The following is a 19,072-nucleotide window of genomic DNA, read 5'->3' as shown; positions in this document are numbered from 1 at the left end:
GCAGTCATGACCGACATCATCAAGCTCACGGCCGCCGAGACCGCCGAGAAGATCGCCTCCGGCGAGCTCACGGCCGTCGAGGTCACCGAGGCGCACCTGGCCCGCATCGAGGCCGTCGACGAGAAGGTGCACGCCTTCCTGCACGTCGACCGCGAGGGCGCCCTCGCCCAGGCCCGCGCCGTCGACGCCAAGCGTGAGCGCGGCGAGAAGCTCGGCCCGCTGGCCGGCGTCCCCCTCGCGCTCAAGGACATCTTCACCACCGAGGGCGTCCCGACCACCGTCGGTTCGAAGATCCTCGAGGGCTGGATCCCGCCGTACGACGCGACGCTCACCAAGCGCCTCAAGGCCGCCGACGTCGTCATCCTCGGCAAGACCAACATGGACGAGTTCGCCATGGGGTCCTCCACCGAGAACAGCGCCTACGGTCCGACCGGCAACCCGTGGGACCTGACCAGGATCCCCGGCGGCTCCGGCGGCGGTTCCTCCGCCGCGCTCGCCTCCTTCCAGGCCCCGCTCGCCATCGGCACCGACACCGGTGGCTCCATCCGCCAGCCGGCCGCCGTCACCGGCACCGTCGGCGTGAAGCCGACGTACGGCGCGGTGTCCCGTTACGGCATGGTGGCGTTCTCCTCCTCCCTCGACCAGGGCGGCCCCTGCGCCCGCACGGTCCTGGACGCGGCCCTGCTGCACGAGGTGATCGCCGGTCACGACCCGCTCGACTCCACCTCCATCGACGAGCCGGTCCCGCCGGTCGTCGAGGCCGCCCGCAACGGCAGCGTCGCGGGCATGCGCGTCGGCGTCGTCAAGCAGTTCCGCGGCGAGGGCTACCAGGCCGGCGTCGTCCAGCGCTTCGACGAGTCCGTCGAGCTGCTCAAGGAGCTCGGCGCCGAGATCGTCGAGCTGGACTGCCCGTCCTTCGACCTCGCGCTGTCGGCGTACTACCTGATCGCCCCCTCCGAGTGCTCCTCCAACCTCGCCCGCTTCGACGGCCTGCGCTACGGCCTGCGGGCCGGCGACGACGGCACGCACTCCGCCGAGGAGGTCACCTCGCTGACCCGCGAGGCCGGCTTCGGCGACGAGGTCAAGCGCCGCATCATGCTCGGCACCTACGCGCTCAGCTCCGGTTACTACGACGCGTACTACGGCAGCGCGCAGAAGGTCCGCACGCTCATCAAGCAGGACTTCGACAAGGCCTTCGAGCAGGTCGACGTGATCGTCTCCCCGACGACCCCGACCACCGCCTTCCCGATCGGCGAGCGCGCCGACGACCCGATGGCGATGTACCTCGCCGACCTGTGCACCATCCCGACCAACCTGGCCGGAAACGCCGCCATGTCGCTGCCCTGCGGCCTCGCGCCCGAGGACAACCTGCCGGTCGGACTGCAGATCATCGCCCCGGTCATGAAGGACGACCGCCTCTACAAGGTGGGTGCCGCCGTCGAGGCCGCCTTCGTGGAAAAGTGGGGCCACCCGCTGCTCGAGGAGGCTCCGTCGCTGTGAGTGCACTGACCAAGGCCAAGGGCTTCAAGAAGTCCCGTTCCGGCCTGTACATCTCGATGGCCACGTCGGCGTTCGGCGCCGTCGGTGTCTACAAGCAGATCAAGAAGGCCCGTGGCGAGAACGACACGCTGCGGCTGCTCGACGCCGTGGTGACCGGCGCCGCGGTCGTCACCAACCTCGCCATTCTCTACCGCGAGCTGAAGCGGCTGGGCGACGACGACGTCCTGCTGGGCTGAGAGGGAAGTTTCACCGTGACCACCACGACCGACCTGGTGTCGTACGAGGAAGCACTCGCGTCGTACGACCCCGTCATGGGCCTCGAGGTCCATGTCGAACTCGGCACCAGGACCAAGATGTTCTGCGGCTGCTCGACCACGCTCGGCGCCGACCCGAACACCCAGACCTGCCCGGTCTGCCTCGGCCTGCCCGGCGCGCTCCCGGTCGTCAACGCGACCGGCGTCGAGTCGGCGATCAAGATCGGTCTCGCGCTGAACTGCGAGATCGCCGAGTGGTGCCGCTTCGCCCGGAAGAACTACTTCTATCCGGACATGCCGAAGAACTTCCAGACCTCCCAGTACGACGAGCCGATCGCCTTCAACGGCTACCTCGACGTGCAGCTGGAGGACGGCGAGACCTTCCGCGTGGAGATCGAGCGCGCCCACATGGAGGAGGACACCGGCAAGTCGACGCACGTCGGCGGCGCCACCGGCCGTATCCACGGCGCGTCCCACTCCCTGCTGGACTACAACCGCGCCGGCATCCCGCTCATCGAGATCGTCACCAAGCCGATCGTCGGCGCCGGCGAGCGCGCCCCCGAGGTCGCGCGGGCGTACGTCCGCGAGCTGCGCGAGCTCATCCGCGCCCTCGGCGTGTCCGAGGCCCGCATGGAGATGGGCCAGATGCGCTGCGACGTGAACCTGTCGCTGATGCCGAAGGGCGCCGACAAGTTCGGCACCCGCTCCGAGACCAAGAACGTGAACTCGCTGCGTTCCGTGGAGCGCGCCGCCCGCTTCGAGATCCAGCGGCACGCGGCCGTGCTCAGCGGCGGCGGCACGGTGGTGCAGGAGACCCGGCACTTCCACGAGGACACCGGGTCGACGACCTCGGGCCGCGTGAAGGAGGAGGCCGAGGACTACCGGTACTTCCCGGAGCCCGACCTGGTCCCGGTCGCCCCGTCCCGCGAGTGGGTCGAGGAGCTGCGGGCCGCGCTGCCCGAACTGCCGCTGGTGCGCCGCAACCGGCTCCGCGAGGAGTGGGGCGTCTCCGGCACCGACATGCAGGCGATCCTCAACGCCGGTGCGCTGGACCTGATCGTCGCCACGATCGACGCCGGTGCCGACGCGGCCTCCGCCCGCAAGTGGTGGATGGGCGAGCTGGCCCGCAGCGCCAACGAGTCGGGCAAGGCCCTGGACGAGCTGGCGATCACTCCGGAGCAGGTGGCCCGGGTGACCGCGCTGGTGGCCTCCGGCGACCTGAACGACAAGCTGGCCCGCCAGGTCATCGAGGGCGTCCTCGCGGGCGAGGGCACCCCGGACGAGGTCGTGGAGAAGCGCGGTCTGAAGGTCGTCTCCGACGAGGGCGCGCTCACCGCGGCCGTGGACGAGGCCATCGCCGGCAACCCGGCCGTCGCGGACAAGATCCGCGGCGGCAAGGTGGCCGCGGCCGGTGCGCTGGTCGGCGCGGTCATGAAGGCCACGCGCGGCCAGGCGGACGCGGCCCGGGTGAAGGAGCTGATCCTCCAGAAGCTGGGTGTCGCCGAGGGCTGACCCCCGTACGGAACCGCGAGGAGGGGGACGCATCGGACTCGATGCGTCCCCCTCCTCCCATCCGGTCGGGCTCTTCTCACCCGGTCACGAGCGACGCCCCACCACGCGTGCGAAGCCGAGCGTGCGGCCCTCGTCCACGCGCAGCATCCGCGCGCTCTCCCGGCTCATCCGCACGTGGAAGTCGTCCGTGCTCTCCTCGGCGACGACGTCGCACCACAGCAGCCACTCCCGCCAGCCGTCCGGCAGCCAGTCGGCCTCCTCGACCTCCACCGCCCCGCTGCGGGTCCAGTGGCGGCGCCACCAGCCGGGGGTGTGGAAGCACCAGAAGGCGGGGTCCCAGAAGGGCTTCAGGTGCTCCGGCGGCTCGCTGCCCTCGATCTCCTCGCGCAGCGCCGGGACGACGACACCGATCCGCCCGCCGGGCTTCAGCAGCCGGGTCAGCGTCGGCAGGTACAGGTCGTCGGTGCCGAAGTACTGGTACGCGTCGACGGAGACGATCGCGTCGAAGCTCTCCTCCCCGAAGGGCAGGTCGTGCGCCTCGGCGAGGACCGGCAGCACCCGGTCGGCGACGCCCGCCCCGGCGATGCGGCGCGCGTTCTCGTCGGGCTTGATCCACAGGTCGGCGGCGGTGACCTGGACGTCGTACTCCCTGGCCAGGAAGATCGACGTCATGGCACGTCCGCAGCCCAGGTCGAGCACGCGTGCGCCGGGGCGCAGGGCGTCGAGTCCGAGCGCCGGCGCCAGCCACTCCAGCAGCCACAGCGCGTGCGGGCCCATCTGGTTCTCGACGGTCCAGCGGGCGTCGTAGGCGCTGCTGCGCGGGTAGTGGGGCAGGGACAGGCGGCTAGCGAGGTCGTCGTGCGGGGTGTTCGGAGTGATGTCCGACATCGGTGAACGGGCTCCTTGGGTCCGTGAAGGGGTACAGGGGTGCGTCGGAGCTCGGTCGGACCGTCATCAAAGCACCTGCTTCGGCCGGGCGGCGGGCTGCCGCGGAACGTCGGACCGACGGACGCTAGCAGGCGGCCCAGCGCCCCCGCACCCGGATTTCCGATCCCGAAGCGCTACGCTCCCGCGCCATGAGTGGACGTGCTGATTCCGACACGCCCCCGGACACTCACGCCGAGGACCCGGAGGGTCTGGAGGGCCCGGAGGACCCGGAGGACACCGGGGAGGCCGACGACGCCGAGGGGGACGCGCGACGGGCCCGGTGAGGCGGAGCAGCGCCGCGGCCGGCGCCGGGGCCGTGCTGGCCCTGGCGGGCGCGGCCGCGGCGCTGCTCCGCCTCACCGGTCCCGCGCCGGTCCTCGTCCCCGCCGCCTACGCCTGCGGGGCCGCCGCCTGCGCCCTCGCCGCGCTCCTGGGCTCCCGGGGGCGCACCCGCAGGGCGCTGTGGCTGCTGGTCGCGGGGCTCATGGTCATGGCACTGGGGGACCAGTTCGACTGAACGACCCCGAGGAGCTCCCGGCGCGGCGCCCGGCCCGGGTGAGGGACGCCACATCCGGCGAGAGGGCTGACGCGACCGTCGTGCGATGTGCCTGTCGTCACTGTGAATAAGCCCACGAATCAGGCAAACGATCACTCTTGCCTGCAAGAGTGGCAGTGCATTGCTCATGCGTTCTTTGCGGGTCGTACGGTCCATGCTCGACTGTTCCCGATCAAAGATCCACACGCAGTCACTCCGGGAGCACGTTCGTGGCAGCCCTCGCACGCTGGTGTGTCCAACGCCGTCTCATCACGGTCCTCCTCTGGCTCCTCGCCCTCGGCGGGGCCGCGGCCGGTGCCGTCGCCGCCGGGTCCGCCTACTCGAACGACTACGAGGTCCCCGGCACCGAGTCCGGACGGGCCACCGAGCTGCTGCGCGAGGGCTTCCCCGGCCTCGGCGGCGACAGCGGCACCGTGGTGTGGCACACCGCGTCCGGCACCGTCCGGGACGCCGACGTCGAGCAGGCGATGACCCGCACCCTGGACCGGATCGAGGACCTGCCCGGGGTCACCGCCGTGACCGGTCCGTACGACGATCACGGGGCCGGCCGGATCAGCGGGGATGGCCGTACCGCCTACGCCACCGTCACCTTCGCCGACCAGGCCGAGGACATCGACACCGGTGAGGTCGCGGCCGTCGTGAAGGCCGCCGAGGCCGCCGAGACCGACGGGCTCCGGGTCGAGCTGAGCGGCAGCGCCGTCGGGCTCACCGAGTCCCCCGGCGGGCACCTCGCCGAGGCCGTCGGCGTACTGGTCGCCGCCGTCGTCCTCTTCCTCGCCTTCGGCTCGCTCGCCGCCTCGCTGCTGCCCATCGCCACCGCCCTGGTCGGCGTCGGCACCGCCTACGCCGGGATCGTGCTGCTCGGGCACGCCATGACCGTCGCCGACTTCGCGCCCATGCTCGGCATGCTGGTCGGGCTCGGCGTCGGCATCGACTACGCGCTGTTCATCGTCACCCGGCACCGGCGCGGACTGAAGCGCGGCCTCACCGTCACCGAGGCCGCCACCCACGCCGTCGCCACCACCGGACGCGCGGTCGTGTTCGCGGGTGCCACCGTTTGCATCGCCCTGCTGGGCATGCTGATCCTCCGGCTGAACTTCCTCAACGGCGTCGCCGTCGCCGCCTCGCTCACCGTGGTGCTGACCGTCGCCGCCTCCGTCACCCTGCTGCCCGCCCTGCTGTCGTTCATCGGCGTGCGCGCGCTCAGCCGCCGCGAGCGGCGCCGACTGGACGAGTACGGACCCGAGCCGGAGCTGCCGACCGGGTTCGCCGCCCGCTGGTCGGCGTTCGTGGAGCACCACCCCAAGCTGCTCGGTGCGATCGCGGTGGTCGTCATGGCCGTCCTCGCGCTGCCCACCCTCTCCCTCCACCTGGGCACCTCCGACCAGGGCAACAACCCGGAGACCTCCACCACCCGCCAGGCCTACGACCTCCTCGCCGAGGGCTTCGGCCCCGGCGTGAACGGTCCCCTCACCCTCGTCACCGAGGTCGACGGCGCCGCGGACCGGCTCGCCCTGGGCAACCTCGACACCACCCTGCGCGAGACCGAAGGCGTCGCGTCGGTCTCCCCGGTGGCCTACGGTGCGGGCGGCGACACCGCGTACCTCACCGTCGTACCGGAGTCGTCCCCGCAGTCCGAGCGGACCAGCGACCTGGTCGACCGGCTGCGCGCCGACGTGCTGCCCCGGGCCGAGGCGGGCACCTCGCTCGACGTGCAGGTCGGGGGTGTGACGGCCGGCTACGACGACTTCGCCGACGTCATCGTCGCCAAGCTGCCCCTCTTCGTCGGCGTCGTGATCGGCCTGGGCTGTCTGCTGCTCCTGCTCGCCTTCCGGTCCATCGGCATCCCGCTGAAGGCCGCCGCGATGAACGTGGCCGCCGTCGCCGCCGCCTTCGGCGTCGTCGTGGCGATCTTCCAGTGGGGCTGGGGCAGCGAACTGCTCGGTCTCGGCCGGGCGGGTCCCATCGAACCCTTCCTGCCCGTGATCATGGTCTCGGTCCTCTTCGGGCTCTCCATGGACTACCAGGTCTTCCTGGTGAGCCGGATGTACGAGGAGTGGCTGGAGACCGGCGACAACCGGCGCGCCGTCCGCGTCGGCCTCGCGGAGACCAGTCGGGTGATCAACTCCGCGGCCGTGATCATGATCTCGGTCTTCCTGGCCTTCGTGCTCAGCGGCGACCGCGTGATCGCCATGTTCGGCATCGCGCTCGCCGCGGCCGTCGCCCTCGACGCCTTCGTGCTGCGCACCCTGCTCGTTCCCGCCCTGATGCACCTGCTCGGCGGCGCCAACTGGTGGCTGCCGCGCTCGCTGGACCGGATCCTGCCCCGGATCAGCATCGAGCCGCCCGAGGCCCGCGCCGCCCATGAGAGGCTGGCCGCCGCCACGGACGCCGAGGTGGCGGACGTGCTCGCGAAGGAGGAGCGGCAGCGGGATGTACGCGATACGACTGGGTGACGACGGAGCCGAACTGCGCCCCCTGGAGCCCTGGCACGCCGAGGAGTTCCTCGCCCACCTGGACCGGGGCCGGGAGTTCATCAACCAGTACGTCCCCTTCGGCTCCAAGGCCACGGACCTGACCGGAGCCCGCGAGGTGCTCCAGCGCTACGCCGACCGGCGCGCGGCCGACACGGCCTCGCTGCACGGACTGTGGCTGGACGGCACGCTGGTGGGCGGGGTGCTCACCCTGAACTTCGACGCCGGGAACGGCACCTGCGAGGTCGGCTGCTGGCTGGAGCCCGCCGCCACCGGACGCGGGCTCGTCACGCGCGCGATGCGGGTGCTCATCGACTGGGCGGTCGAGCAGCGCGGCATCCACCGGGTCGAATGGGTCGCCGCCGCCGGCAACCGGCCGAGCATCGACGTCGCCCGCAGGCTCGGCATGACCCGGGACGGGGTGCGGCGCGCGGCCCACCTCCACCACGGTGTGCGACACGACCTGGAGGTGTGGTCCGTCCTGGCCCCCGAGTGGCGTGCGGCGCGGGCCGCCGCCGACGGCGGGTGACCGACCGCCCGCGACGACCGTCAGGGGCGACCGTCGAAACCGTCGAGCGGTCTCTCGGACGGTGTCCGTACGGCGCGGGACACGGGAACCAGGACAGAGGACGAGACCGCGGCCGAGAACGAGACCGGGGCCGTCGGCCCCGAGCGCGGCAAGGAGGCGCCGGACGCCCCCGGGGCCCCGAGGGGACGGCGACCGACGAGGAGACCGAGGCCGGGCCGGATTCGGTGCCGGAGCCCGGAGCCGAGAAGGAGAGCGCCCCCGGAGCCGGTCAGGGTGTCGGCGCGGTCGTCTCCGCCGCGCTCGGCCTCGTCTCGCTCACCGGCGGCTGGCCGGGCACGGTGGCCGCCGCGCGCGGAGACCCTCGTCGGCCAGCTGGAGACGGCCGCCGACGCGGGCGTCGCGACGCAGGTCAAGGAGGTGTACGGCGATGCCCGGCACACCACCGCGCTGTGGGGCGGCCTGTTCGCGCTGACCGCGCTGATCGTCGGTGTGGCGGTGCTCGCCCGGCCCGCGTTCGGCGCCCCGGGCCGGCCGCGGACGCCCTGGATCAAGCCGGTCGCCCGGGCGGGCGTCTCGCCCGGCGTGATCGGGCTGCTGCCGGCCGTCCTCACGTACACCGACGTGCTCCTGGGCCTGCCCGCCACGGGCTGAGGGGGCCTTAGGGCATCCGGTGAGGTGCTTACGGCACCGCCCGAGACCCCTCACGCACGTCTAAGGCCCTCCGGGCCGCCGAAGATGCGGAACTCTCCCGATGTGGCCGGACCACCCGACGGACGAAGGTGGAGGCATCGCGGAAAGCGATGTCCGACACCGACTCCTCCAGGGAGACCCGCCATGTTCGAGCACCAGCTCCAGCAGTTCCGCCACGACGACCTCGTCCGCCGGGCCGAGCAGGAGCGGCAGGCCCGTGAGGCGGTCCGCCTCCGCCGCGCCGCCCGCCGCGAAGCCGCCGCAGGGGGTGCCGGACCCGAGAGCCATACCCGCCGCCACCGCCGCGACCGGTTCATCCGGGCCGCATGAGCCCGGACGCCGGGGACGGCGGCGGAACCGGCCCCGTCCGCCGTCCCCGGGGCGTCGACCGCACGGGAACGGACCGCCGTCCCCGGGACACCGGCGCCCCGGCACCCGCCACCCGCGCACCCCACCCGACGGCGCCCGTCCCCGTGAAAACCGGTGCCCGGCCGCCGGAGCCCCGTGGGATGCTCGGGACCGTGGAGACCAAGTCCGTCAGTCCCGTGTTCGTCGGCCGCACCACGGAACTCGACACGCTGAACGACGCGCTCGCCCGGGCCGCCGACGGTGCGGGCGAACCGCAGGCGCTGCTGATCGGCGGTGAGGCCGGCGTCGGCAAGACCCGCCTCCTCGAGGAGTTCGCCGCGGCGGCCCGCCGCCGGGGCGCGGTCGTCGCGCTCGGCGGCTGCGTCGAGATCGGTGCCGACGGGCTGCCCTTCGCCCCCTTCTCCACCGCCCTGCGCCAACTGCGCCGCGAACTGCCCGGGCAACTCGCCGCCGCTGCCGCCGGGCAGGAGGAGGAACTCGCCCGCCTGCTGCCCGAGCTCGGCACCGCGGCCGCCCGCGAGGCCCGCCGGGACGAGCAGGGCACGGCCCGCCTCTTCGAACTCACCGCCCGCCTGCTGGAACGCGTCGCCGCCGAACACACCGTCGTCCTCGTCCTGGAGGACCTGCACTGGGCCGACGCCTCCACCCGCCACCTGCTCGCCTACCTCTTCCGCACCCTGCGCACCGGCCGCCTCGTCGTCCTCGCCACCTACCGCTCCGACGACATCCACCGCCGCCACCCCCTGCGCCCGTTCCTCGCCGAACTCGACCGGCTGCGCACGATCCGGCGCATCGAACTCGACCGCTTCACCCGCGACGAGGTCGGCCGGCAGATCGCCGGCATCCTCGCCCGGGAACCCGAACCCGACCGCGTCGACGAGATCTTCGAGCGCTCCGACGGCAACGCCTTCTTCGTCGAGGAACTCGCCGTCGCCGCCCACGAGGGGTGCTGCACCGGCCTCACCGACTCGCTGCGCGATCTGCTCCTGGTCCGGGTCGAAGGCCTGCCGGAGAGCGCCCAGCAGGTCGCGCGGCTCGTCGCCGAGGGCGGCTCCACCGTCGAGTACCGGCTGCTGGCCGCCGTCGCCCGGCTCACCGAGGACGACCTCATCGAGGCCCTGCGCGCCGGCGTCAACGCCAGCATCCTCAACCCCGCGCCCGACCGCGACGGCTACCGCTTCCGCCACTCCCTGGTCCGCGAGGCCGTCAGCGACGACCTGCTGCCCGGCGAACGCTCCCGCCTCAACCGCCGTTACGCCGAGGCACTGGAGGCCGACCCGACCCTGGTGCCCGCCGAGGAGCGCGTGACCCGCCTGGCCAGCTACTGGTACCACGCCCACGACGCCGCCAAGGCGCTGCCGGCCGTCCTCGACGCCTCCGCCGAGGCCCGCCGCCGACATGCCTACTCCGAGCAACTGAGGCTGCTGGAGCGGGCGATGGAGCTGTGGGACTCCGTCCAGGACAGCGTCCGCGCCACTCTGCGTCCCGCCGACTACACGGAGGCCTATCCCCCCTGCGGCTGCGACCCCGAGACGGCCCCCCTGCGCTACCTCGACCTGATGGCCGAGGCCGCCGTCGCCGGACGGCTCTGCGGGGAACGAGAACGCGCCATGAAGATCACCAAGCGGGCGCTGCGCCTCCTGGACGAGGACCCCGACCCGCTGCGCGCCGCCTGGTTCTGGGAGCAGCGCTCCCGGCTGACCCAGGCCCTCGCCCGCGGTGACGGCTGGGCGGAACTCGGCATCGCGCAGGACCTGGTGCGCGGCCTGCCGCCCTCGGAGGTGCACGCCGAGGTGCTCGCCTCCGCCGCCAGCTGGTCGATGCTGCACCGGCCGGGCCCGGAGGCCATGGCCGCCGCCGAACGCGCCGTCGAGTACGCGCGCATGGTCGGCGCCCACGACATCGAGCTCAACGCCCGCCTCACCCTCGGCGGCCTCTTGGTCGACGCCGGTGACATCGAGACCGGCCTCGCCGAGATGCACGAGGTCAGGGACCGGGCCGTCGAACTGGGCGTGGACACGGTGGTGAGCCGCAGCTACGTGAACCTCCCCTCGGTCCTCGAAGGCGTCGGCCGCTCCCAGGAGGCGGTCGGCCTGCTCCGCGAGGGCATCGAGGTCACCCGCAAGCTCGGCCTGCCGGACGCGGAGGGCTGGGTGTGGGGCAACCTCGCCGAATCGCTCCACTCCCTCGGACACTGGGACGAGGCGGCCGAGGCGGCGGCCAACGCGCAGCGCCTCGAGCAGAGCGCCAAGCCGCGCGCCGGAGGCTCGGTGCGCCTGGCGCATCTCGCCTACGACCGGGGGAACCTGACCGAGGCGGCCCGCCATCTCGCCGCCGCCCACACGTTCTCCGGCACGCACGACCCCATGCCGCAGTACTCCCTGCCGATGACCCGGGTCGCCATCGGCATCGCCGCGGCCGAGGGCCGGCTCCCCGACGCCCGGGCCCGACTGCTCGCCGCCCTCGACACCGGTCTCCCGCCCGGCACCCAGCGCTACGGCTGGCCCCTGCTGCTCGCCGCCGCGACCGCCGAGGCCGACGCCTTCGGCGACCCCGTCACCGAACCCGACCGTCCGCGCATCCTCGAACGCCTCCGCAGGGCCGCCAAGACCCTGGCGACCGGCGTGCCCGTGTGGCAGGCGTACGACGTCTGGCTGCGTGCCGAGCTGCTGCGTGCCGAGGGCGTGCCCACACCGGAGGAGTGGAGCGCGGCGGTCACCGCCCTGGAACCCCTGGAACGCCCCTACGACCTCGCACGTGTCCGCTTCCGGCTCGCCGAGGCACTGCTCGCCTCCGGCGCCGACGAGGACGAGCGGGCCCGGGCCACGGAGCTGCTCCGGTTGTCCAGGGCGGTCGCCGATCACCTCGGCGCCGCTCCGCTGGCCCGCTCCGCCGTCCTGCTGGCCCAGCGCGCCCGCCTCGTCCTGAGCCCGGCCACCCGGGTGCCGGCCCCGGCCGTTCCCGTCGATCCGGCCGACGCCCTCGGTCTCACCGGCCGGGAGCGCGACGTCCTGCGTCTGGTGGCCGCCGGTCACACCAACCGCCGTATCGCCGAGGAACTGTTCATCTCGCCGAAGACGGCCAGCGTCCACGTCTCCAACATCCTCGCCAAGCTGGGCGTCTCCGGCCGCGGGGAGGCGGCGGCGGTGGCCCATCGGCTGGGCCTGTTCCCGGCGGAGGCCGGGAGCAGGCAGGCGGCGGGATAATGGCTGTGTCACCCACGCGGCCCTGGAAAGGGGAGCGATGTTCAACGCTTTCGAGGAACTGTTCGCTCCCGGCCGCAAGCACACCCGGGACGAACAGAACCGGCTGGAGCTGACCCGCGAGGACGTCGGCGACGCCGACCCCGGACGCGGGCCGATAGACCTCGCCTCCGGGAAGGTGGTCGTACGCCAGCCGGCGCCGGACGAGGAGGAGACCGCCGGGGACTGAGGCCCCGCGGCCCGGCTCAGCTCACCTGCAGCTCCAGGATCCGGTCGTCGCCGTCCTTCGGCTCGCCGCGGCCGTCCGTGTTGCTGGTGACCAGCCACAGCCTGTCGCCGCCCGCCGGGACCACCGTGCGCAGCCGGCCGTACTCGCCCTTCAGGAAGGCCTGCGGTTCCGCCGAGGCCGCGGTGTCCTTCAGCGGTATGCGCCACAGACGCTCACCGAGCAGGCCCGCCATCCAGATCGAGCCCTCGGCGTGGGCGATGCCGCTGGGAGAGGCCTCGTCCGTGCTCCACTGGTCGATCGGGTTGTGGAAGCCGCCCTCGTCGGACCTGCCCTCCGCCTCGGGCCAACCGTAGTTGTCACCCGGCTTGATCGCGTTCAGCTCGTCCCAGGTGTTCTGGCCGAACTCCGAGGCGAACAGCCGCTGCTCACGGTCCCAGGCCAGGCCCTGCACATTGCGGTGGCCGTACGAGTACACCGGGGAGTCGGGGAACGGGTTGCCCGGAGCGGGCTCGCCCTCCGGGGTCAGCCGCAGGATCTTGCCGCCCAGGGAGTCCTTGTCCTGGGACAGGCCCGTGTCACCGCTCTCGCCCGTGCCCACGTACAGCATCCTGTCCGGGCCGAAGGCGATCCGGCCGCCGTTGTGGACCACGCCCTTGGGGATGCCCCGGAGGATCGTGTCGGGCGCGCCCAGCTGCTCGCCGGGAGGCTTCTGCTCGTCGTACAGCATCCGGACGATGCGGTTGTCGGAGGCCGAGGTGAAGTAGGCGTAGATCATGTGGTCCGAGGCGTACTCGGGGGAGAGCGCGATGCCGAGGAGGCCGCCCTCGCCGGACGGGGACACCCCCGGTACCTCGCCCAGCTCCGTCTTCTCGCCGGTCCTCCCGTCGACCCGCGTGATCGTCGCCTCGTCCCGGGAGGACACCAGCAGGTCGCCGTCGGCCAGGGGCGCCAGGCCCCAGGGGGTGCTCAGTCCCGTGGCGACCGTGCGCACCACCTTCACCGAGCCCTCGGCGGGGGGTGTCTCCTCGGCGGTCCGCTCCGACGGGGACGACTTCGCCGGCGTGTCGCTCGGGGAGGCGCTGCCGTTTCCGCGCGCTGCTCCTCCGTCGTCGGAGGAGCAGCCGGCGGTGAGCAGGAGCGCGGCGGCGGCCAGTACGGCCGTCACGGCTCGACGTTGCACGATCTCGTCCCTTCGACGCGGCGGGTCCTACCTGTCATACACCGCTCGCGCCTCCCAGGTTCCCGATCACGGGGACTCCAACCGCGGCTCAGTCCCACGACCCCTGCGCCGCGGGCAGCTCCGCGATCTCCGCGAGGTCCCGCTCCGTCAGGCGCAGCCGGGCCGCCGCCGCGTTCTCGGCGACCCACCGCTCCCGCTTGGCGCCCGGGACCGGGACCACGTGGCGGCCCCGGGTCAGCACCCAGGCCAGGGCCACCTGGGCCGGGGTGACGTGCTCGCCGTGCCGGCGGGCGACGCGGCGCAGACCGACCACGATCGGCTGGTTCGCGGCCATCATCTCGGCCGTGAAGCGGGGGTGGCGGGCGCGCAGGTCGTCCGGCTCGAAGCCCATGCCGGGCGTCAGCGTCCCGGTCAGGAAGCCGTTGCCCAGCGGCATCGCGGCCAGGAAGCCGACGCCCCGCGTCTCGCACCACGGCAGCAGCGTCTCCAGCGCCTCCGGCGACCACACCGACAGCTCGGCCTCCACCGCGCTCACCGGGAAGACCTGCTGCACCCGCTCCAGCTGCCGGACCGTCGCGTCGTGCAGCCGCGCCCCCGGCCGCCGGGCCGAGCGCGCCCCGACCGCGCACAGTCCCAACGCCCTCACCTTCCCGGCCCGTACGAGGTCCGCCATCGCCCCCCAGGTCTCCTCGATCGGGACCTCCGGGTCGGCGCGGTGCAACTGGTACAGGTCGATGACGTCGGTCTGGAGCCGGCGCAGCGACGCGTCGCAGGCCCTCCTCACGTACCCGGGGCGGCCGTTGGCCACGATGTGCTGGTCGCCCACCAGCAGGCCGACCTTCGTGGACACGAAGGCGTCGGAGCGCCGTTCCTTCAACACCCGTCCGAGCAGCAGTTCGTTGGTGAACGGGCCGTACATGTCGGCGGTGTCGAGCAGCGTCGAGCCCAGATCCAGCGCCCGGTGCACCGCCCTGAGCGACTCCTCGCCGCGCTGCCGGGACGTGCTGTAGGCCCAGCTCATCGGCATGCACCCGAGTCCGACGGCCCCCACCGCGAGCGCCGCCGCGCCGATCGTCCTGCGCTCCACCTGGTCGTGACCCTCCCTCTCCCGGCCCCCCAACCTAACCTCTGCGGTCGCGGACTCCTGAACTAGCCTCCGGAGCATGACTGCTGACGTGTGGCTCCCCGTCCCGCCGGACCAGATCGAGGGCCTCCCCGAAGGACCGGACTACCGTTTCTGGGACGGCGGTGAGGATTTCCCCGCCGACCCGGCCGACTGCGTCTTCTACGTCGTGCCCTACATGAAGCCCGGCGGGGTCGGCGTGCGGCCGATGCCGCTGATGCGCTCCGTGCGGGTCGTGCAGACCCTGTCGGCCGGCACCGACCACGTGGAGCCGGGCCTGAAGCACCTGCCTCCCGGGGTACGGCTGTGCAACGCGCGCGGAGTGCACGAGGCCAGCACCGCCGAGCTCACGCTCGCGCTGATCCTCGCCTCCCTGCGCGGCATCCCCGATTTCGTGCGGGCCCAGGACAAGGGGGAGTGGCGCGGCGGGTTCCGGCCGGCGCTCGCCGACAAGAACGTGCTCATCGTGGGGTACGGCTCGATCGGAGCGGCCATCGAGGACCGGCTCGTTCCGTTCGAGCTCGCGCGGGTGGCGCGCGTCGCGCGCTCTGAGCGCACCACGGCGCGCGGCCCGGTGCACCCGCTCACCGAACTGCCCTCCTTGCTTCCGGAGGCGGACGTCGTCGTCCTCTCCACCCCGCTGACCGAGGCCACCCGCCATCTCGTGGACGCGGGTTTCCTGGCCCGCATGAAGGACGGCGCCCTGCTCGTGAACGTGGCCCGCGGGGCCGTCGTCGACACCAAAGCCCTGCTCACCGAGGTGGAGAGCGGTCGCATCACCGCGGCCCTCGACGTGACCGATCCCGAGCCGCTGCCGGCGGGGCACCCCCTGTGGCGGGCGCCGGGCGTCCTCATCACCCCGCACGTCGGCGGACCCACCTCCGCCTTCCTGCCGCGCGCCAAGCGGTTGCTGGTGGACCAGTTGCGCCGTTTCCTGAACCAGGAGGAGCTCGGCAACGTGATCCTGGTGACGGGAGCGGAATCCTCGTAGTCCGCTTCGAGTACCGCCTGCGACCACCCGGGCGCGGTGGGTACTCGTACGTCAACTGATCGTTACGCAGAGTAGAGGACCTATGTCCCTGAGTGACGAGACTGGTGTATCGTCCCGACAGGGGCTGCGCCGCTGACCGACGGCGCCGGGGACGGACTTGCGGATGGACAAAGGGGGGCGACGGGCGATGCACGGCCTATGGGCGAGCGATCCGACGCGGCGGAGCCGTCGGCGGCGACCGTGGTGCACGGCCACGCGCAGCCGCGGTCATCACGGCGGCCATCACATCCGACACGGCGGCCGCCACGGCCGCCCCGCCCCCGACCACCACCACGGGCACGCCGGCCACAGGAGGCATGCACACCCGGCGCAGCAGGGGACCAGGGACCCGGGCGTGGCGCAAACCGGGAGGTACCGGTGAGCGCGCCCACCCCCACGTCCACGCTCGACGAGGCGGCGCTGCCGCAGTCCGCTCAGGGGGCGCTGCTGCCCTGTGCGCCGTCCGCCGTCCGCCGGCCCGGTCCGCTCGCGCAGCTCGTCCTGGCCCTCGCCTGCGCGTCCTACGCCGTCGGCGCCGCGTTCGGCTGGGGTTCGGAACGACTCGCCCTCATCATGGGCGACTTCGGTCTGAGCGCCGCGGCAGCGGCCGCCGCCGTGTCCTGTTTCGTCTACGCCCGCAGCCCGCGCGTCCGGTTCCGCCCCGCCTGGCTGCTGTTCGGCCTCTCCTCGGCCATGGCGTCCCTGGGCAACCTGGTCTGGGGGTGGTACGAGGTGGTCCTCGGGCTCCCTGTGCCCACTCCCAGCTACGCCGACCTGTTCTTCCTGTGCTTCGCGCCGCCCGCCATCGTGGGCCTGCTGGTGCTCGCCAAACGGCCCGTGACCAAGGCCGGCTGGGTCTGTCTCGCCCTGGACGCCTGGCTGATCGGCGGCTCCCTGCTCACCCTGGCGTGGAGCCTCGCGCTCGCCCAGGCCGCGCGGGCCGAGGGCCCGGACGTCGCGCACACCGCGCTGTCGCTGGCCTACCCGCTGCTCGACATCGCCCTGGTCAGCATGGTGCTGGCGCTGCACTTCCGGCGTTCGGCGGTGAACCGCTCCGCGGTCAACACCGCGATCGGCGCGCTGGCGCTGACCGTCATGTGCGACGCCCTGTTCACCTCGCCGCTGGTGCACAGCAGCTACCGCTCCGGGCAACTGCTGGACGCGGGCTGGTTCGCCGGTTCGCTGCTCCTGGCGTACGCCCCCTGGACCGCGCCCCGCGACGGCCGGCCCGAGGACGAGGGACGCACGCGCGTGGTCCGCGGGCACCTGCCCGGGCGGCGCGGCGGCCCGGTCCACGACCACCCGCCCGCGCCCGGCGGCGAGCACAGCCGGTACCCGGCCACCCGCCCCATCGCCGGCTCCCTCGCCGCCCTCACGCCGTACCTCGCCGCGGCCGTGTGCACCCTGGGGATCCTCTACAACGTCCTCAACGGCCGCAGCGTCGACCGCGTCGTCCTGCTCACCGGGGGCACGGTGGTGCTCGCGCTCGTCGTGCGCCAGGGCATCATGCTGCTCGACAACATCACCCTCACCCAGGAACTGGCGCAGAAGGAGAACCACTTCCGCTCCCTGGTGCAGGGGTCCAGCGACGTCATCATGATCGCGGCGCCCAGCGGCATCCTCCGCTACGTCTCCCCGGCCGCCGCCGGGGTGTACGGCCGCCCCGCGGAGGAACTGGTGGGGACGGAACTGGCCGACCTCATCCATCCGGAGGACCTGGGCCGCGTGGTGCACGAGGTACGCCGTTTCCTCGCCGCCGACCCGGTCGAGGAACCCACCACGCGCATCGAGTGCCGTTTCCGTTCCGGCGGTGGGGGCACCTCCCGCTCATGGGGGTCCCCCCGCCCGCGCGGAGCCGGGGGTGGGGGAGAAGCCGAGAGCGGGGGAGGCTGGCTCAACGTCGAGTCGACCGTCAACCGGCACCACGGCGGCCTCATCTTCAACAGCCGCGACGTCACCGAAAGGGTGCGGCTGCAGGCGCAGCTCCAGCACAACGCGGAGCACGACCCGCTCACCGACCTGCCCAACCGCGCCCTGTTCACCCGGCGCGTCCAGCAGGCGCTGTCCGGCCGCCGCGCCCTGGACCGCGGGGCCGCCCTGAGGGGCACGGCCGTGCTCTTCATCGACCTCGACGGCTTCAAGGGCGTCAACGACACGATCGGCCACCAGGCCGGGGACGAACTGCTCGTCCAGGCCGCCCGCAGACTCCAGGAGGCGGTCCGCAAGGGCGACACCGCCTCCCGGCTGGGCGGCGACGAGTTCGCGGCCCTGATCGTCGGAGACGGCGTCCGCGACCGGGACGCCCGGGAGCGCCACATCCTGGAACTCGCCGACCGCCTCAGGGTGACCCTGTCCCAGCCCTACCTCATCGACGGCAACGATGTCCGCGTCAACGCCTCCATCGGCGTCGCCTTCGCCGAACCCGGCCTCGGCGCGGGCGAGCTGCTGCGCAACGCCGACCTCGCCATGTACCGGGCCAAGGCCGCCGGCAAGGGCCGCGTGGAGCTGTACCGGCCGCAGATGCAGCAGGACGTCGTCCGCAGGGCGGAGCTGGCCACACGGCTGCGCGCGGCGTTGCACGACGGCGAGTTCTCGCTGCTGCACCAGCCGGTGGTGTGTCTGGAGGACGGCCGGATCACGTCGGTCTGCGCACAGGCGCGCTGGCGCTCCTCCCAGGGGGCGCTCTTCTCCCCCGCGGAGTTCCTGCGGGCGGCCGAGGACAGCGAGAAGACCGCCGAGCTGGGCCGGTGGGTGCTGGAGGAGGCGGTCGAGCAGGCCGCCGAACGGCACGCGACCGGGCTGGCGGTGCCCGTGGCCGTACGGCTCGGCGCGCGCCGGCTGCTGGACCGGTCGCTGCCGCTCGGCTCGATCGAGGCCCTGCTCACCCGGCACGGGCTGCCGTCCGGTTCCCTGGTCATCGAGCTGGCCGACACCGACCCCCGGGTCGGCCTGGACGAGCTGGAGCGCCGCCTGGCGGCGCTCAGGCGGGTCGGCGTCCGGATCGCCCTCGACGGCTTCGGCAGCGGCTACGCGGCGATCACGGCCCTCAGACGGCTCCCCGTCGACGTGCTGAAACTCGACCGCGGTCTGGTCGACGGCGTGGTGGAGTCCGCCCGGCTGCACAAGATCACCAGCGGGCTGCTGCGCATCGCCTCCGACCTCGGGCTGCAGTCCGTGGCGGACGGAGTGGACCTGCCCGAGCAGGTCGTGGCCCTGCGCGCGATGGGCTGTACGCACGGCCAGGGTCTGGCCTTCTCCGGGCCGCTGGACGAGTACCGGCTGCGCCGGGCGCTGGGCACGGGGCGGTACCCGGTGCCGCACGGGCCGACCGAACCCGTGTTCGCCGGCGGGGGCTCCGGGGTGTACTCCACGGGAGTGACCGCTGTCCTCAGGGGCGGTACGACCCTTCGCTCACATAATGAGACTCCCGTCCCACCCACTTGACAGTGGGTGCGTGCCGGGGGGAGGGTCAGTGCCATGCGCACCCGAATTCTCG

Annotated in this window: 13 protein-coding genes and 2 pseudogenes; 12 read left to right on the top strand and 3 right to left on the bottom strand. The window is 73.0% G+C overall.

The genetic code is table 11. From position 1 onward, the window contains the following. Window positions 1-6: 6 nt before the first annotated feature. Genes gatA through gatB form a run of 3 tightly spaced genes read left to right on the top strand, consistent with a single transcriptional unit; the run spans window position 7 to window position 3,266 of the window. A complete protein-coding gene (gatA, locus tag FHS37_RS34490; protein ID WP_184828557.1) occupies window positions 7-1,500 on the top strand; it encodes an Asp-tRNA(Asn)/Glu-tRNA(Gln) amidotransferase subunit GatA in 1,494 nt (497 codons plus the stop codon). Further along, window positions 1,497-1,736 (top strand): hypothetical protein, encoded by a 240-nt coding sequence (locus FHS37_RS34485; protein WP_184828555.1) that lies wholly within the window; start codon window positions 1,497-1,499, stop codon window positions 1,734-1,736. The genes gatA and FHS37_RS34485 overlap by 4 nt, the downstream gene beginning before the upstream one ends. Before the next feature lie 15 nt (window positions 1,737-1,751). Next, a complete protein-coding gene (gene gatB / locus FHS37_RS34480; protein WP_184828553.1) occupies window positions 1,752-3,266 on the top strand; it encodes an Asp-tRNA(Asn)/Glu-tRNA(Gln) amidotransferase subunit GatB in 1,515 nt (504 codons plus the stop codon). An 84-nt stretch (window positions 3,267-3,350) separates the two neighbouring features. On the opposite strand, the gene FHS37_RS34475 is transcribed toward gatB, so the two are convergent. Further along, complete coding sequence (locus FHS37_RS34475; RefSeq protein ID WP_184828551.1) at window positions 3,351-4,154, bottom strand: SAM-dependent methyltransferase; 804 nt, start codon at window positions 4,152-4,154, stop codon at window positions 3,351-3,353. Window positions 4,155-4,342: 188 nt separating this feature from the next. Between FHS37_RS34475 and FHS37_RS34470 the strand changes: the two are divergent. The 7 genes and pseudogenes from FHS37_RS34470 (at window position 4,343) to FHS37_RS34440 (ending at window position 12,243) form a co-directional block, all read left to right on the top strand. After that, window positions 4,343-4,710: pseudogene (locus FHS37_RS34470) on the top strand (hypothetical protein). A 248-nt stretch (window positions 4,711-4,958) separates the two neighbouring features. Next, the gene (locus FHS37_RS34465) at window positions 4,959-7,205 is read left to right on the top strand and encodes an MMPL family transporter (RefSeq protein WP_184828549.1); all 2,247 of its coding nucleotides are present in this window, start codon (window positions 4,959-4,961) and stop codon (window positions 7,203-7,205) included. Beyond that, on the top strand, window positions 7,183-7,752 hold the full coding sequence (locus FHS37_RS34460; protein WP_184828547.1) for a GNAT family N-acetyltransferase: 570 nt from the start codon (window positions 7,183-7,185) through the stop codon (window positions 7,750-7,752). The genes FHS37_RS34465 and FHS37_RS34460 overlap by 23 nt, the downstream gene beginning before the upstream one ends. Window positions 7,753-7,827: 75 nt before the next feature. Continuing rightward, window positions 7,828-8,403 (top strand): annotated as a pseudogene (locus FHS37_RS34455) (hypothetical protein); the annotation flags it as partial. A gap of 183 nt (window positions 8,404-8,586) precedes the next feature. Further along, window positions 8,587-8,772, top strand: a complete 186-nt coding sequence (locus tag FHS37_RS34450; RefSeq protein WP_184828545.1) for a hypothetical protein — start codon at window positions 8,587-8,589, stop codon at window positions 8,770-8,772. A gap of 179 nt (window positions 8,773-8,951) precedes the next feature. Further along, the gene (locus FHS37_RS34445) at window positions 8,952-12,017 is read left to right on the top strand and encodes a helix-turn-helix transcriptional regulator (RefSeq protein ID WP_184828543.1); all 3,066 of its coding nucleotides are present in this window, start codon (window positions 8,952-8,954) and stop codon (window positions 12,015-12,017) included. Between the two features lie 37 nt (window positions 12,018-12,054). Next, entirely contained in the window at window positions 12,055-12,243 is a 189-nt protein-coding gene (locus tag FHS37_RS34440) for a DUF6191 domain-containing protein (RefSeq protein WP_184828541.1), read from the top strand. Between the two features lie 16 nt (window positions 12,244-12,259). On the opposite strand, the gene FHS37_RS34435 is transcribed toward FHS37_RS34440, so the two are convergent. Further along, a complete protein-coding gene (locus FHS37_RS34435) occupies window positions 12,260-13,408 on the bottom strand; it encodes a PQQ-dependent sugar dehydrogenase (protein WP_184828539.1) in 1,149 nt (382 codons plus the stop codon). 103 nt (window positions 13,409-13,511) lie between these two features. Next, window positions 13,512-14,510: an aldo/keto reductase gene (locus FHS37_RS34430; RefSeq protein ID WP_184828537.1), complete on the bottom strand. Its 999-nt coding sequence runs from the start codon at window positions 14,508-14,510 to the stop codon at window positions 13,512-13,514. Window positions 14,511-14,586: 76 nt separating this feature from the next. Between FHS37_RS34430 and FHS37_RS34425 the strand changes: the two genes are divergently transcribed. Beyond that, window positions 14,587-15,537 carry a 2-hydroxyacid dehydrogenase gene (locus tag FHS37_RS34425; RefSeq protein ID WP_184828535.1) on the top strand — a complete coding sequence of 317 codons (951 nt, stop codon included), beginning with the start codon at window positions 14,587-14,589 and terminating at the stop codon, window positions 15,535-15,537. 417 nt (window positions 15,538-15,954) lie between these two features. Next, window positions 15,955-19,020 carry a putative bifunctional diguanylate cyclase/phosphodiesterase gene (locus FHS37_RS34420; protein ID WP_184828533.1) on the top strand — a complete coding sequence of 1,022 codons (3,066 nt, stop codon included), beginning with the start codon at window positions 15,955-15,957 and terminating at the stop codon, window positions 19,018-19,020. Window positions 19,021-19,072: the final 52 nt, after the last annotated feature.

The sequence above is a fragment of the Streptomyces griseomycini genome, assembly GCF_014203535.1.
GTDB classification, from domain to species: domain Bacteria; phylum Actinomycetota; class Actinomycetes; order Streptomycetales; family Streptomycetaceae; genus Streptomyces; species Streptomyces griseomycini.
The sequence above is the reverse complement of the archived record's forward strand: the minus strand, read 5'-3'. Positions and strand labels throughout refer to the sequence as shown.